The organism is Chitinophaga sp. 10T418 (genome assembly GCF_056394125.1).
Genome location: NZ_JBFTHG010000018.1, coordinates 75,575 through 91,878, shown reverse-complemented (window position 1 = coordinate 91,878; position 16,304 = coordinate 75,575). Strand labels below are relative to the sequence as shown.

Here is a 16,304-nt window from a genome sequence, read left to right as displayed (position 1 = left end):
GGAAAACCATATAATTCTGTTTACACTTGGCAAATGGCAAGAAATCGGCAAGTAGCTATTTTTTCGCGAACTCCTTTCTTATTCTGCTCAACGAAGTATCAGTAATCCCCAGATAAGAAGCGATATATTTTAAAGGTACCTGCTGAAAAATTTCCGGGCTCGAATTGATCAGCCTAATATAACGTTGTTCTGCTGTTTCCTGTAACATAGACAGCATTCTCTCTTTCAGGATACTGTAGCTGTTGACAAGCTTCAGCCGGCCAAATTCCCGAAACTCGGGCAGCGCGTGAAAAATTTCCTGCATGTCGTCATAAGTAATATACCAGGTTTCACAATCGACTATTGCCTGGATATATTCTTTTGAAGGGGTTCTATTGAAGAATGACAACAGATCACTTGCAAAGGAATTCTCCGAATAGAACGCGGTGGTAGCCTCGTCGCCTTCCAGGTTATAAGTATAGGACCGCATGATGCCCTTTTCGATGAAATAATATGCATTACAAACCTTTCCGGCCTTCAAAATATATTCATTCCTCCCGACTTCCATCGGATTAAATCTCTCTGCAATCTGCTCCACCTTAACAGGATCCATGGGCAATACCTGTTGAATGAACCGAACTAAAATATCTTTATTCATGATAATGAATTAGGAGAAAATTTTCTCCTGATGAATTTAATAAAGAAAAAATTATGATTGATCTTTCATTTATTAAAAGTACTCATTTCAGGAAAATGATACCGTTCCGATTGCAAACCCTTCACCAGGCTTGCAATCACTGCTTTTATTGCCTGATATCCAACAGTAAGCCATGCGGCAATTTCAGAAATAAGAATGATCCATAGTTGTTGTTGTGAACATAAATATTTGCAGCTTGTAGATGGGAAAAGATACATAAGATATCAGCTCAGCAGCATTGTGAGGCGACCAATTTTGATAACCTCTTTGCTTATATTAACGAATGCTATCTTTCTCATTACATAAAATAAACGCTACTTTCCTTGAAATAAATCATTCCATCTGAATCAAAGCAGCCATGCGCCGAGCCCTCTTGTATCTGTTAATGCCATAAGCCATATAATCATCCCCAAAATGAGATTTGATAAATGCCCAGATGCTCCACAAAGCATCCTGATATATTTTATAGATCAGGATCACTTTTCGTTCGGTGATTGTGGGGGCCCGTTTAAAATAATACGTCAGGAAAAAAACCTCCGTCTGCTCATCAAAATCATTTTCCTGACATACCGCGGCAAGATCCCAGAATGGGTCATTCATACCGGCGTATTCCCAATCAATCAGGTACGACCGCCCCACTTCATCCTGCAATATATTCTCACAAACGGGATCGTTGTGGCAGGGGGAAAGCCTTATCTCATGAATCCTATTGAGATAAACATCCAGCATAACCAATTGCTTTCTGAAGCCAGTATAATCCAGTGGCGGCAATATATGTTCTTCCTCCATCAGAGATTCATAAAACTCCAGTTTCTGAAACATTGAAAAGGAATGTTCAAAAAACAACCCGGAACTATGTAGCCTGTTTAACAGAGAACAGTATGTTCCAATTTTCATCAGGCTGTCGCTTACTGTTGTGAATTGGTTATTCACGTATTCGGTGATTTTCATACCAGTCAAAACATCGAAATAAACAGTCCTCACATCTATATCAATATCATTGATCTTCACCAGCACGGACATTTCTTCCTGGCGGCTGACAAGCAGATTGGACGCATTACCTGGTACCCTATAAATATAACTATTTCTGGTTGTCGTCAATTTATAATTGACATTGGTCATTCCGCCATGTATCTTTTCAATCAGCAGCACTTCCTCATCCAGGATGGCAGACAATAATGCTCTATCCATGACTATTTCAGATGAGGTCCACAAATCTCCCAAAGGCATCTGTTAAGATCCCTGCTTTTATGGGAAAGAAACAGGAATTTTCCACTCTATGAGACCAGGAGTAGACCTCTATTTTGTTTCGCCAGTTGGGATAAGTGATATCCAGGGTGGACAGGGAATCAGCGGGTTCCATGAAACCAGCCCCTTCAAAAATAATTTCCCGGAATGGCATGTAAATATTCCTGGGATACACTACTCCGTGTCTGAATATTATTTCCTCAACAGTTTCTTCATAAAACCATATATCAACAAACGGAAATTTATGCTCATAGCCGGGAATTTCACTTCCTTCAGGTAGCCAAACTTTACAATAAGGTATCTTAGCTCTGCCCCAATAGCAGATACCAAACGCCAGATCAGTTTGTTGCGACAGTGCGGCCTCCAGCTGGCCATACTGAGCTTCGTTCAACGCCAGGTCAATATCATCATCCCAGGGCATGATGCCCCCATGTCTGACATGTCCCAGGAGAGAGCCTTCGCTCAGCACCAATGTTACATTAGCTATTGCAGCTATATGACTTAAATGGGTCAGTAACCTGCCTGCCAATTCCTTATCATGCGATGACCAGGCCGCTATACTAAAAAGTGCCTTCCAGATTTCTTGTTTTCTGCTTTTCTTATGCAGATGATTTTCCAGGTACCTGATCAAATCTGTCTTCTCATAATATAAATTGAGACTATCGTTCATCATTAATGCCAGCAATTCTTCATCCAGCGCCTGTTTGATGGAGGGAATACCCAACAGTTTATCGATGCCCCTCCTGTGGATAAAATACGCCTCTGTACCCCACCGATAACCAAGCCTGTAACCCATTTCGTAAAGTTCAGGCTGTTCGGTTATATTATGATCATACGGAAAAAAAATGTCCCAGTCAGGATAAGCAGTAAATAATGTTTCAAGAGCCCTTAAATTTTCTGCAACAGGGTCATTTAGGCTGATACTGTCCTCTATCACAAGGCAATAGTCATCCGGTGACTGTTTAAATTGTTCCCAGGCGAAATAGTGGGCTGCAAAAATACGCTGTTCATATACCGATAACGGAAATCCGAAATTCGAGCGCATAAAGTTTTCATCTGCTGGCAAACGGCCTGGAGCATCCGATAAATGTAGATGTACTATGTTTATATCATCCGGGGACAATGTATCTGTGGCAATATGATGGGATATTCTATAAATCAGCATAGTCTCGCTTATTTTCGGGCTATTTGTTTTTTCTTCAGGCCATAGATAGCATACATGGCTATGCTCATCCATATCAGGTTAACAATTACATTGGGAGCGTCTTTCAGCGCAAAGGCATTAAAAATCAACCCCAATGCTCCGAGGATGTTCAGGAGATGATAAGTGAACGTATCCGCTTTCAGTTTATTCATACAAAGTAACAGGTAGGCCACTATGTACAGGATTCCGCCTGTCCAGCCAATAATTACAGGAATCACCGGATTCATATGAATGGGCTTTAAAACAGTGTAATAAAAGGTCAGCCATTTTCCAGTGAAGCATGATATGCTGCCAGCTCTTCCAGCTCATTATATTTGTCTATTTCAAACCAATCGTTGCTATTCAGTCTTACCAATGATATAGTTAGGCGTGAGAGGTTATTCACAACAACCTGGTCCCAGAAATAATTTTTCGCAGGGCCGGAGGGATTAGACTGCCACGTTTCTACATGCGCTGAAAGAGCCTCACAAATGATAGCGGCATCCTGGCTGTTCCAATAGGATATGCCAGCAAAGATATCCGCGCCATTCTTATACTGAGGGTTCTGCAAATGGCTCTCCGAAGTGATAATAATATTCTGCAACTGGCTTTTCGTCCCCTCTATCAGCCATTCGTTGGCTATTTTCTGTTTAAACCCGCAGAAGTAAGCAGAATCCACCATTGCCGGCAGGAGGAAATTCCGGGAAAGGTAAACGTCCCCTTCAAGCACATAACTGTTCCCGAAATATTGCCGTGCAAGAAACATTGAATAGAAGTTGTTGCAGGCAGCATATTGATCATTGTATATCAGCTGCACCTGGTACTTGTCCACAAGGTAGGCAAACAGTTCGTGCAGATGGCCTACCACAATATGGATATCTTCTATACCTGCTTCTTTAAGAAAGCAGATCTGCCGCTCGATAATAGGCATTCCGTTTACCCGAACCAATGGCTTAGGAAGGTGTGCAGTGATTGGATTAAGCCGACTTCCCAGTCCTGCTGCCAGTATGATTGCATTCATATGAAGAACCAGGGTTTACACTATATTTATTAAGAATATTTTTGATCGATGCAATACGTTCGGAACATGCATCAAACATCAGCGGGGTCTGACTCGTATCTTTTGGAGTGATATCAGAATAACCAAAGTCCTGCTGAAAAGATATAAAAGGATGCAGAACCATTTTATTACTAGTGATCGCCGACAATAGATCATCAGCGGTAACATACTTATCAAAAGGCTCATCCAGGATACGATGAAATATCTCCCTGTATAAAACAACAAACTGGGTAGACCAAAATGAATTTATCCAGATCCTTTCCTTTGTGACGGGTATTGCATGTATAAAATTGCCTATGCCTCCCAGGAGAATGGTAGCATTATCCCTATAAGCACTAATGATATTCTTCAACAGATACTCCTTGAAATAATGAGGTGTGAACTCATGATCATCTTCACAGATAATAATGATATCATCATCATTATCTATCGCCATCTGTACAATCTTCCGGATACTGTGCCATAAGCCCAGGGCACCTCTCTCATGTTTGCATGCCTCAACAATCATCAGATCAAATTCCTTTCTTCCGGCAAACTGTTTTTCTATATGTGCCCGGCGGTCTGTTCTTTCCGGTAGATTAATAACATAAGTAGGAATAGTAATACTATTAAGTTCCGTTATGTCCATGGCATCATTGCCATGCTGTGGCAACTTCTTATAAAAGGCTGCTACGTTTTTGAGTGTCCTTATATGCTGAATACTACTATCGAACATTGCGGTAACATCCATCTTTCGGTGCTGAGTACCTGTAGCATCTGAATATCCGAAATCTCTCTGCGTAGAAATAAAGGGGAAGGTTAAAAACTTACATTCGGTAAGATCAGATAATTTATAATCAGCAGCATCTTTATCGCCAAAATCCGCCTCTAATATAGTATTGAATATTTTCCTGAAAATGATCGTAAACTGCAGTCCCGAAAACCGTTCTATCCACCACAAATTTTCTGATACCTCCAACGCATTAATAAATCCGCTGACCCCACCCGTCAAAATATCTCCATCCTTCTCTTTTGCCCGCTCAATACAAGAAAAAAGGAATGAAGCAGCATAGTCATCAGTGAACTGGTGATCATCTTCACAAACCAGAATAAACTCCTCCTGTTCATCTACCAGGTTGAGCAGGATATAACGCAAAGTTTGCCATAATCCCTTTGCGCCTATGGGATGTTCGATCGCTTCCACAATATTTATATCAAATTCATCTCGTCCTGAAAACTGCTCCAGGATATGCACTTTGCGTTCCAATCGTTTTTTCAGGTTAATGATATAAGTTGGCACCCGATGAAGACCGCTCATAAGTTGCTATTTATCAGTTMTCTCAATTTGGGCTCACCGGGGCGCGGGGCATCGTCGTCAATTATTTTCCCATCATTACTCATGAGTATATAGCGGGGAATAGTTCTGATCCGGTGTTTTTTCACGAATGGAGACTGAAAGTTACCTGTCACGAGAAAGCTGTTCCCATTATTCATAAAATTATAGTCCCCGGCGGCTGTTTCCCATTGCGTAGCGCTACCGTCCAGTGAAAGGAACAGGAAGGAGATATTTTTTCCGGCAAACTCCTTCTGCAATTTTACTGAAAAGGGCATTTCTTTTTTGCAGGGTGCACACCAATTGGCCCAGCAGTCAATATAAACAAGCTTCTTCTGTCTGCTGATCAACGAATCAAAATCAACCGATTTACCCTGTAGCGTAAATAATTGCTGTCCAGCAGCCGATAATGTTCTTTCCTTTGCCAGGAATCCGAAGTTTTTCTGGATAATCTTTTTGTAAAGTGTATCCGTGCAAAGCAGTTTAAAGGAATCAACATACATCGGGTATTCATTATCTTCTTTATTCTTATGGTTATTCAGAATCTGGTATATTAAAAAATTATTTACCCGTGATGAACCTGTAAAGTTTCTTGCAGCCGCAAACTGACGAGCCAGTGATGATGTTCCCTTTTTCGGATCAGTACCTAAAAAACGGTTATTATATATTAACGCGCCCTGAAAGGAATATAAGCGTAACATAGATGAATCATCGAAAGCACGTTGATATTGATGCATTGTATCTGCATACCAGGCGGGCATATTTTTAGAGTCAAAGTTCGGATAGTAAAAAGGCATCAACCTTTTGCCTATAAAATCGTAATTGACATATGCGTATAGGAATTTATATCCTTCCACTGATAGTTTGTTTGCCTTCTTATAATCTTCTATCTTTTCGAGCCGCTTATTCTTTAAAGCAAGAAGAAAAGAATCCAATGGCCTGCCGTATTGCTTACTTTGATATAAATATTTCGTTGCACCTTCATTCGATGACAGATCAAATTTCATCGTTGCATCCTCTACTCCCCTTAATGCATTACATTCATATGCTTTCAGACTGTCGGCACATTGAAAAGTGATAACTGCTTCCCCTTTCCTGATTTCGGTCGTATAATTATGCCCCGGAAAAAAAAGATAGGGTGTACGGCTCTTATTTAAATTGAAGATGACGAAAGGCTCACTTGTATTAACTGTTATTGTAAAAGTGGAGTCCTGAAATATATCTTCCAATAACACCTCTTTAAACTGCACAATATTTTGTGGATATGAGATAAATAACCGGCTTCCCTTATTCAATCTAAAGGTAATGCTGGCTTTATCTCGATCACCAATTGGCGCTCCACTTCTTGCAGGAAAACCTACAAAAGAAGTTGTCAGAATCATACTACCCAAACAGAGCAAATACAAAAACAATCTCATAATTAAAATTTTCCAGAACATATATAATGAATATTTCAGCAATTACTGACTATCCGGAAACCGTTCATCCCCGGAAGTAATTTTTAAGACCAGTATTCATCAGATAACGTAGCTGTATGCAAGATTAGTATCCATGCTAATACCTGGCACAGTTCATTCTGTGCATTCCCATATCAACGCCGTTGTTTTCATAACTCACCTCGTTACATGGAATCCCCACTGAACAAGCCTCATAGTTACCATAACAGTTTCCAATTGTATCATTGCAACAAAATGTATTTTTGAACGATAAGGTAGTACGGCATTACAATCAAAAACTGCTCCTTTTCCAGGAGCAGTTTTTCAAATTAACAATATTCACCGTCAGCACAATACCAGCTTGCGCTGCCACATGAATCACAGCACCAGTGAGTGTGGTTGGCAGTAGCATACGCCTGCGCCTCTGCAGCACTGTAACCATGGTTTGTGCCGCCATCAGCATTTAGCACTGCACAGGTGCCGTCGCCGCCCAGTACATTTTTCAATTGTGCTCTTGTAAGCACTTCTGTAGCGCCTAATTCGAGCGCCTTAAGCTGTAATTTTTTCATTTTCCTTTTTTTTGGATGAATAAAACAGTGCTTTACCCATTTTGGGCAAAGAAGGTACTTTCTGTTATTACCTGGGTATCAAACGGAAAGGAAGTATTTAAGGTCTCCTACATGATAGATCTCCGGCAGTTGATATCCGTTCACAAAAAATGTTGGAGTGAAACTGATCTGTGTTTTTTCACACCATTGATGCATGGCTTCTATTTTAGCACCTTGCTTTTCCAACAATCCGTTTACAGAATATTTGGACGCAAAAACATCGTAGTCTTTGCTAGGCGACAGATACCAATCATCAAGTGCCTGCCTGATGATGGCTTCATCACCTGCTTCAGCTATGGCTAACAAATGTTTAACTGGTGGCATTCTTTTATCTTTTTCATTGTTCATCGCAGTAAATATTACTTGTATCTGCAAATCAGGGTTATTATGCAGCAGCTCTTCCATTGGGGTATGTGCTTTTGCACATGGAMCACAATACGGGTTACATACTTTAATAATTTTATGGGTAGCATGTGGATTACCTAATATGATACCGAGCCCGTCAGTGCTTTCCAGAACAGCTTTCTGTCTGAGCAACAAGGCATCAAATATCTGCGGATTATGCTTTAACCGTTGTAATTCCACTTTGTTTTTTTCGCTCCCTTTCGACTTCTGTAGTAGCGGCATTAAAAGCGCTACCATCATAAGCGGAAAAACAAATGCAATTACCAAAGTCACCAACAAGGCAGGCGTTACAGTATTCCAGGATGACAGAGAATACCATCCCCCGCAGGCTAAAAACGTTGCCTGCAGCAGTAATATTCCTTGTACACACAAACACAGCACACACCACTGCTTCACTATTTTCCATTGATAGTAAAGAGAATAAACCACATAGGGCAATGCCAGCGCATTCAGCCAGGAAAGAATAAATAATGCTCCGGGATAAATGAAGCCGGAAAACAACAAGAATAACAATTCTCCGGAAAAATAAGTAAGCCCGATTGCACTCCAGCTCACACCAGCCACTTTGGCGGCATCTGACTGAAGAACGGCACTACAGTTTATTTTTTTTCCGGCACTGCAAAACTGTTGCATCAACGGATTATACTGATCCAGTTCATACCATATCAGCAGGCATGTAGTAATAAATCCTGACAATGTTGCTACTACTAAAAAAAATGGCAGCAACGCACCGATACCATTTTGCACAAAAGCCATAATACCGGATAATAATACCATCACCGGAAGTCCCATGACCAACAGATACCTGCGTATCCATTCTATTCTTTCTTCACGGATCTTCTGTTCATACTTTTGTTCGCCTGCACCATCTTCAGCTTCTGTGAGCAGTACAAGTCCCGTGCATTTTTTCATAAACACTTCCAGGGAAGAGGTACTCCACTTATGCCTTTCGGGATCAAAAAAGTGGCAGGTGCTGTCAGTTATCTGCGTAACAACAGTAAGATAGTCAACACCCTGTTGTCCGCCTTTCAGTTGCGTGATAAAAGGAGTTGGCAATTGAATGAACTTATCTGGTGGAAAGTTGGCAGCTATGTTCGATACACCATATCTGGTCAACATATCACTGATACTAACAAGACCAGGATAATCAGGATGCGCTGTTATTTCTTTTATTAACGTAACATTTGATATCCTGACATGCAGGATATCCAGTAACAGCCTGGTTACTTCAGCTCCATTGTTCAGTGGTTCAAACAGTCTGCTTAATAAGGGTAACATAGATCACTTCAGGTATAAACAAATCAATCGTAACAAAATGCAATTTCAGTTGCGAAATAAATTTATTGTTTAAAAACCAATTTTAAAAATTAAATATTTTCAGGAACAAAATTTTTTATAAGAAGATACTTTGTTACTATATTCGATCTTGCTGTAAAGTACCGCAGCAGGTATGACAAGAACTTGAAAAGTTTGTTTTCCTGATTATATTTTCGGCACAGTGAACTAATGACGCTGGAAAATTATCTTGTTGATCTGTCAGCGATTTATTTTAATACAACGTCCAATTGAATCCTTTTTATTTTCAACTTACAAAAGCCTGTAACAAAAAATCGACATGTCATTTCCCTATTACAAACAGTTAAATCAGATGGATTGTGGGCCAACATGTTTGCGAATGATTGCAAAATATTATGGGAAACACTATAACCCCGATACCATCAGACAAAAAGCAGGTTTCAGCAAAGCCGGGGTTTCACTCCTTGGTATCAGCGAAACTGCAGAGAATATCGGCTTCCGTACGAGAGGAGTACAAATCAGTTATGAAAAATTGGAGACAGCTCCACTCCCGGCCATTCTTCATTGGAATCAGAAGCACTTTGTAGTACTTACCGACATCAATAAAAGAACGGCAAAAATAGCCGATCCAGCCGGCGGCATCATCTTGTATAAGAAAAAAGAATTCCTGCAATACTGGCTTTCCAACAAAGTGGAAGATATCGGTGACGTAGGCACAGCATTACTTCTGGAGCCTGCTTCCACCTTTTATGAAAACACAGGAGAAAAAGAACATAAACTGACCTGGGGTAATATCACACAATATCTGTATCAAAGCAAATGGCAACTCTCTCAGGTGTTCGTTGCTTTGTTAATAGGCATGCTCCTGCAACTAGCCATCCCTTTTCTTACTCAAAGCATGGTGGATACAGGTATCAATACCCGTAACATGCAGTTTATCACGATTGTGCTCATCGCCCAGCTGATGCTCACTTTCAGCAATATAATTGTTGGCTTCATCCGTACACGATCGCAGCTGAGAATCTCCAACAATATCAATATCTCCATCCTTTCTGACTTCTGGATTAAGCTAACACGCTTACCCCTCGCCTATTTCGACAGTCACCATACAGGCGATACCATGCAACGTATTAACGATAACAGGCAGGTGCAAGCTTTTCTCACGGGAGAGGCTATATCTACCATATTCTCCGTTTTTAATTTCTTTATATATGCGATCATTCTTATGATGTACAGTGTACCATTGTTCATCGTATTCACAATCGGCAACCTACTTTATCTTGGCTGGATTCGCCTGTTCCTTTATGTACGCAGGAAGATCAATTATGAATCTTTCCATATCGCCGCCAAAGAAAACAACGCCACATTACAACTGGTACAAGGTATGCAGGAGATAAGACTGAATAATGCGGAAAAATTAAAACGTTGGGAATGGGAAGATATACAGGCCAAACTTTTTAAACTCAATTTCAGAAGCCTCAATTACGGCCAGTGGCAATCTGCAGGTGCCTTGCTCATTAACCAGGGAAAAGATATTGTTATCAGTTTTATGGTAGCTCAAATGGTAGTACAGGGGCAACTTACTTTCGGTGCCATGCTGGCCATCCAGTATATCATTGGTCAGCTGAGCGGCCCGGTACAACAATTTATCGGGCTATCACAAAGCTTCCAGGATGCCAAAATAAGCATGGAACGACTGAATGAAATACACCAAATGGAAGATGAAGAACCAACAGACAGCATACAGACCAGTCATTTACCCGATAACAAGAGTATCCATATCAAGCAGCTCTCTTTTACCTATCCGGGTGCGGGCAATGACCCTGTACTGGAAAACATCGACCTTATAATACCGGAAGGAAAAGTTACTGCAATCGTTGGTGTAAGCGGCAGTGGCAAAACTACCTTCCTCAAATTACTGCTGAAAGTATATGAACAATACCAGGGAGAAATAAAACTGGGAGAAAGTAACTTCAGGCATATCGGCCCTTCCTTTTGGCGGAGACAATGTGGAGCGGTATTACAAAGCGGCTATATCTTCAACGATACCATTGCCCGTAATATAGCTGTGGGGGATGAATACATAGATCACGATAAACTGCTCCACAGCTGCCGGATAGCCAACATTCTTTCTTTTATAGAAACATTGCCCAACGGATTCAATACCATGATGGGTGCCGAAGGTATTGGTGTAAGCCAGGGACAAAGACAACGATTGCTGATCGCCCGATCCGTATACAAAGACCCCCACTACCTTTTCTTCGACGAAGCCACTAACTCACTGGATGCCAATAACGAAAAAACGATTGTTGAAAACCTTGGCCTTTTCTTTAAAGGAAGAACGGTAGTTGTAGTTGCACACCGTCTGAGTACCGTAAAAGACGCAGATAAAATTGTAGTACTACATAAGGGGAAAATAGCAGAGGAAGGCTCACATGCTACATTGATCGCCGCCAGGGGCCATTACTATGAACTGGTAAAAAATCAACTGGAGTTAGGCAACTGAGATCATTTATAACCCATAACTTAATAGTTCATCATGGATGAAAAAATCATAGCTATTAATGGCGCTAAGGTAACGCCACAAGAAAAAAACATGCACACCAATATTATGCAGCGCTCTGAACTGGTACATGAAATCATTTCGCGAAAACCCGGGTTCGTAGAAAAATGGACGCTGCTAATTTTCCTCGGTATACTGCTGATGATGCTTATAACCGCATGGTTTATTAACTACCCCGACATTATAGAAACAAACGCAATACTTACCGCCGACAATGCCCCCAAAGAGATTATCCCGCGACAGGAGGGGCGACTCGTTAAACTGTTCATCAACAATAACGGCAAAGTAAATAAAAATGAAATAATCGGTTGGATAGAAAGTACTGCCAACCACGAAGAAGTACTGAAGCTCTCTGCACAACTCGACAGCAGCATTAAATTGTTCACTGCCGGCGAGTCCCAAAAAGTATCAGCGCTTTTCAACTGCCCCTACAGCAACCTGGGCGAAGCTCAGCAAGCATACCAGGGATTCATAACTTCCCTGCAGCAGTTCAATGACTACATGGTAAATGGATTTTATACAAGAAAAATGCAAATGCTGCAAAATGACATACAATCACTGGAAACTGCAAATAAAATCATCCAGCATCAGAAAGCATTGACCGAGCAGGATCTGAAACTCTCCGAAGAGACATTTAACATGAATAAAATTCTATCAGATGAAAAAGTCTTATCGAAGGATGAATTCAGGATGGAAAAAAGCAAATACGTCAACAAACAATTGGCCATCCCACAGATGGAGTCTTCCCTGTTGACCAATGAAAATCAAAAACGGGATAAACAAAAAGAAATAGACCAGTTGCAACATGACATTGGTCAGCAACAACAGATCTTTCAACAAGCACTACAATCCTTAAAAAGCACCATCGATGAATGGAAGAAAAAATACATTCTGGAATCACCAGTCGATGGAAAAGTTTTTTTCGCCGTTCCCCTGCAGGAAAATCAATTCCTTCAACAAGGAAAGCTTATCGGCTACATCAACCCGGAGGACAGCCACTTCTATATGGAATCCTACCTCCCGCAAAATAATTTCGGGAAAATAGACACCGGCTTAAAAGTGCAGCTACGATTCGATGCCTACCCTTACCAGGAATTAGGTGTTGTGGATGGTACATTAAGTTATGTGTCCAACGTAGCTTCAGATAGCGGTTTTCTGGCCAAAGTAAGGCTTGACAAAGGACTTATCACCAACAGCAATAAAGTAATTCCATATAGAAGTGGTCTAAAGGCACGGGCAGTCGTTATTACTAAAAACATGCGACTGCTGCAAAGACTCTGGTATAATATCAATAAAACGGCGTCTGTGGGGACAAAATGAGCTATAGCTCGGTAAACCTGAAGGGGGGTTTTGTTTTTATCGCATCTGCCACCTGATATTGCAGCCCTTTATTAATTACCCATTCATTCAATGGATGGCTTCTGTATCCGTACACCACCTTGTTGTTAAAGTGCACACGATCATATCCCGCAATTTCAAGCAGGGGATGCATGATCGCCACATCAGCACTCATGGTATAAAACTGTCCGGCAGCATCTTTGTACGCCTGCACTTCAGGATCCTGCTTCAGGAACTCCTGGTATAATTTATACTTAAAGGTTCTCAGGTGCGAGGCCCGCCAGTTGCGTTGCCGCAACTGAGCATATTCCTCCCGGGTATAAGCGTAACAATGTCCACATTCACCGGTTACAGCATAGCAGTATTGCCCATAGCTTACCAGGCAACCAGTTTCATTGTAAATAATGTTCAGCATCGGGAGCACGTCTTCATGCATCAGGAAGTCGTCTCCATCCACAGTGGCAATAATATCTTCCGGTCCGGGGGACAGTTGCATCAGACCGCAGAAAGTATTCTTTAACGGGTAACTTCTTTCTTCCTGCCTTATCCTGATCACATTCTTATGCGTATCGGGTATAACATCAAGACTATTGTCCGACGAATGGTCATCCAGAAAAACAATAGTGAAATTCTTATACTTCTGCCGGATTATGGACTCGTAGCACTGAAATAAATAAGCTTTAGCATTATAAAAAGGCACCAGAATATAAAAGTGATGTTGTACTGACATAAGGGTTAAAAAAATGATGATACCCGAAGATAAAATTTATTCCCCGAAAGTGAAACGATCGTCAGTCAAGATATGGAATAAGATGCAATTTATGACTTCCGGCGCCTATACTCCATCGTAAGCCCATATCAAATAATTTGCCCCAGGTAAAACCAGCACCAAACGCAGACATTAAAATCTTATCACCTTTTCTCAGCAGCTGCTGATATTGAAATTATTCCCCGGCATAGTAAATACTATTCGATTTTTCTGTATCTTAATAATATCAAAAAAATGCGCCTTGCATTTCACTACATGCTAACCTTATTCGCGTAAACCTGTATTATCATCAAACGCTAAACTAATCACTATGAAAAAAGAACAAAAAAAATTAAGCCTGAAGAAAATCAAAATCCTTGCACTAACAAAACCTGATGCTGTGAAGTTGGAGATTCAAGGTAAGAAACGTTGTCATTGGACTCAAATCAACGGTTCCTGCGGGACTTCATTTGATTTATGTTGATTACAACAAAAAGTTCGAATGCTTTAACAGTATATCAACTAAAATCCGCTACTGTAGCGGATTTTAGTTGACATATCCCCCTCTTAAATGCATTCCTAACCTGGCAGAATTATTTTCATTACTTACTTACCAGCACTTTCCCTGAAAACACCTTCCCTAGTTTAGTACGCACCTGTATTACATAAACACCTGCTGGTAGCGAAGCTGGCAACTGCACATTATTTGTTTTCAATGTGGTTTGATAAACAGGTACTCCATCCATGCCATTAACCACAACGATACTATTTTTAAATGCTTTGTTGTCTTTAAACCATATCTGTCCGTTAGTGGGATTAGGATATAATTCTAACTGACCCACCGTATTTTCTACGTTGCCTGATAAGGCATAGGCAAGTGTAACCACTACTATTGCATGTGTACGGCTGCTAACACAACCATTTACCACAGACGCTACGTAATAATGCAGGGTATCTGTTGTTACAGGATGCACCGCAAGCTTACTACCCGTAAACACCAGCGAGCCGCCAACAGGCGCATTATACCAGCGGAAAGTAGCACCTGCAGGAGCTATAGCCCTAAGTGTATCTGTTGTATTCAATACTACCCATAAAGGATTGCTTTCGAGTACTGGCGGCGTCTTCGGTGTTACCTGTACTTTTACCGGCCGCCGGGACGGATACTCACAGTAGGCCTTGCCTGTAACAAAATAGGTAGTGGTGGTAGCGGGACTTACTTTGAAAAAGTCCCCGGTATGCAAAAGAGTTCCACCTATTGCTGCATCATACCACACATTAGAATAAAGTGGATTAAACAGCACCTGCGTAGCATGTAACATAACGCTATCTCCCACACAGATATGTACACTATCCGCATCTACATTGGGCAAAGCAGAAGCACTGCCCGCCCAATAGGCATGATGCACAGAATCAGATCTGCAGCCTGTAACTGGATTTACTGCCTGTATATAGATATCTCCCTGTGCACTCGCAAACCTATTATAAGGAGGTAAAAGCACCGTATCATTATTTTGCACAACATAAGAAGTATCCAAGAATATGGTGGAAAGTCCGCTATAAATAATCCTGACATGATAGTCGATACCTTGTTGATGATTTTGTATAATCATGGGGGATGCTCCACATACGACTCCTTCCCTCGGAGAATAAACCGGGTTGGCAATGCTGTTCTTTTTATAGGCATAATATAAACGGAAAGAAGTAAGTAATCCAAGGAGTGAACTACTCAACTTAATCTTTACCCGGTCAAATTGTGCAGTGGGACGAAGCAGTACTTCCGCACGGGTATTACAATTCACCAGTCGCAATAAACCGGATGATACAGTCTTTGCATCGTTATTGGCGATAGCCCCATTATACGTTTCTACGGTAACACCACCAAACAGATTGGCAGATAACACCGTGTTGCTGCTGCCAATCCCGATAATCAGCGAATCACAGCCTCCATTACTGGCTGCCGGAAAAATCAGGGTCTGCTCCACACTCACTCCCAACAACCCGACATTAATAACAAAAGTAGAGTAATCATCAAAATTACTGCTATCCACAGGATTATTGGGGTTGGTGACTCCGCATAACAAACAGATCCCGTTTACCTGGTTTGTCTGGCTATTGGCATAAGTCTTTTGCGCAGAACTCTCAGGCGGAGATACAAGAAAGAATAACAATAGCAATATCGGCAGGTATGCTGTTTTAAAGAAACACCATCTTGTTTTCATAAATGTAAATTTAAAGGTTCAATAATGATGAGAGTTAAAAATGAAAAAAAATACAACAGGGACTATCATCCCTTGTATGCATGCAGAATAGCTTTTCAGGTAAGACAATTGTAATTCTATAGGGCTAATACTATTTAAAGATCTGTAGATTAAGTTGAAATGAAGGCGCAGTCATAATAATATCCGACTACAACCATATGCCTTTCTTCATC

The 16,304-nt window shown here is 41.0% G+C and carries 14 protein-coding genes; 3 read left to right on the top strand and 11 right to left on the bottom strand.

The genetic code is table 11. The features are described 5' to 3' along the window. Positions 1–55 precede the first annotated feature (55 nt). From AC1DCV_RS33155 to AC1DCV_RS33115, 9 genes are all read right to left on the bottom strand, one after another. Entirely contained in the window at positions 56–637 is a 582-nt protein-coding gene (locus AC1DCV_RS33155; protein ID WP_477027192.1) for a Crp/Fnr family transcriptional regulator, read from the bottom strand. A gap of 372 nt (positions 638–1,009) precedes the next feature. Then, complete coding sequence (locus AC1DCV_RS33150) at positions 1,010–1,906, bottom strand: choline/ethanolamine kinase family protein (RefSeq protein ID WP_477027191.1); 897 nt, start codon at positions 1,904–1,906, stop codon at positions 1,010–1,012. Next, positions 1,875–3,089: a LicD family protein gene (locus AC1DCV_RS33145; protein WP_477027190.1), complete on the bottom strand. Its 1,215-nt coding sequence runs from the start codon at positions 3,087–3,089 to the stop codon at positions 1,875–1,877. Before AC1DCV_RS33145 ends, AC1DCV_RS33150 begins: the two co-directional genes overlap by 32 nt. 8 nt (positions 3,090–3,097) lie before the next feature. Beyond that, positions 3,098–3,355 carry a CBU_0592 family membrane protein gene (locus AC1DCV_RS33140; RefSeq protein WP_477027189.1) on the bottom strand — a complete coding sequence of 86 codons (258 nt, stop codon included), beginning with the start codon at positions 3,353–3,355 and terminating at the stop codon, positions 3,098–3,100. A gap of 32 nt (positions 3,356–3,387) precedes the next feature. Continuing rightward, entirely contained in the window at positions 3,388–4,128 is a 741-nt protein-coding gene (locus tag AC1DCV_RS33135; protein WP_477027188.1) for an NTP transferase domain-containing protein, read from the bottom strand. Next, complete coding sequence (locus AC1DCV_RS33130) at positions 4,085–5,464, bottom strand: glycosyltransferase family 25 protein (protein WP_477027187.1); 1,380 nt, start codon at positions 5,462–5,464, stop codon at positions 4,085–4,087. The genes AC1DCV_RS33135 and AC1DCV_RS33130 overlap by 44 nt, the downstream gene beginning before the upstream one ends. After that, positions 5,461–6,897 carry a TlpA family protein disulfide reductase gene (locus AC1DCV_RS33125; RefSeq protein WP_477027186.1) on the bottom strand — a complete coding sequence of 479 codons (1,437 nt, stop codon included), beginning with the start codon at positions 6,895–6,897 and terminating at the stop codon, positions 5,461–5,463. The genes AC1DCV_RS33130 and AC1DCV_RS33125 overlap by 4 nt, the downstream gene beginning before the upstream one ends. Before the next feature lie 347 nt (positions 6,898–7,244). Beyond that, positions 7,245–7,484: a hypothetical protein gene (locus AC1DCV_RS33120; RefSeq protein WP_477027185.1), complete on the bottom strand. Its 240-nt coding sequence runs from the start codon at positions 7,482–7,484 to the stop codon at positions 7,245–7,247. A gap of 78 nt (positions 7,485–7,562) precedes the next feature. Beyond that, a complete protein-coding gene (locus tag AC1DCV_RS33115) occupies positions 7,563–9,206 on the bottom strand; it encodes a vitamin K epoxide reductase family protein (protein WP_477027184.1) in 1,644 nt (547 codons plus the stop codon). Positions 9,207–9,543: 337 nt separating this feature from the next. Between AC1DCV_RS33115 and AC1DCV_RS33110 the strand changes: the two genes are divergently transcribed. Then, complete coding sequence (locus AC1DCV_RS33110; protein ID WP_477027183.1) at positions 9,544–11,730, top strand: peptidase domain-containing ABC transporter; 2,187 nt, start codon at positions 9,544–9,546, stop codon at positions 11,728–11,730. A 33-nt stretch (positions 11,731–11,763) separates the two neighbouring features. Further along, positions 11,764–13,107: an HlyD family secretion protein gene (locus AC1DCV_RS33105; RefSeq protein WP_477027182.1), complete on the top strand. Its 1,344-nt coding sequence runs from the start codon at positions 11,764–11,766 to the stop codon at positions 13,105–13,107. Position 13,108: 1 nt separating this feature from the next. On the opposite strand, the gene AC1DCV_RS33100 is transcribed toward AC1DCV_RS33105, so the two are convergent. Then, entirely contained in the window at positions 13,109–13,855 is a 747-nt protein-coding gene (locus tag AC1DCV_RS33100) for a glycosyltransferase family A protein (RefSeq protein ID WP_477027181.1), read from the bottom strand. Between the two features lie 349 nt (positions 13,856–14,204). Between AC1DCV_RS33100 and AC1DCV_RS33095 the strand changes: the two genes are divergently transcribed. Then, positions 14,205–14,357 (top strand): hypothetical protein, encoded by a 153-nt coding sequence (locus tag AC1DCV_RS33095; protein ID WP_477027180.1) that lies wholly within the window; start codon positions 14,205–14,207, stop codon positions 14,355–14,357. Between the two features lie 118 nt (positions 14,358–14,475). Here AC1DCV_RS33095 and AC1DCV_RS33090 read toward each other — a convergent pair whose 3' ends face one another. Further along, the gene (locus AC1DCV_RS33090; protein WP_477027179.1) at positions 14,476–16,092 is read right to left on the bottom strand and encodes an Ig-like domain-containing protein; all 1,617 of its coding nucleotides are present in this window, start codon (positions 16,090–16,092) and stop codon (positions 14,476–14,478) included. Positions 16,093–16,304 lie beyond the last annotated feature (212 nt).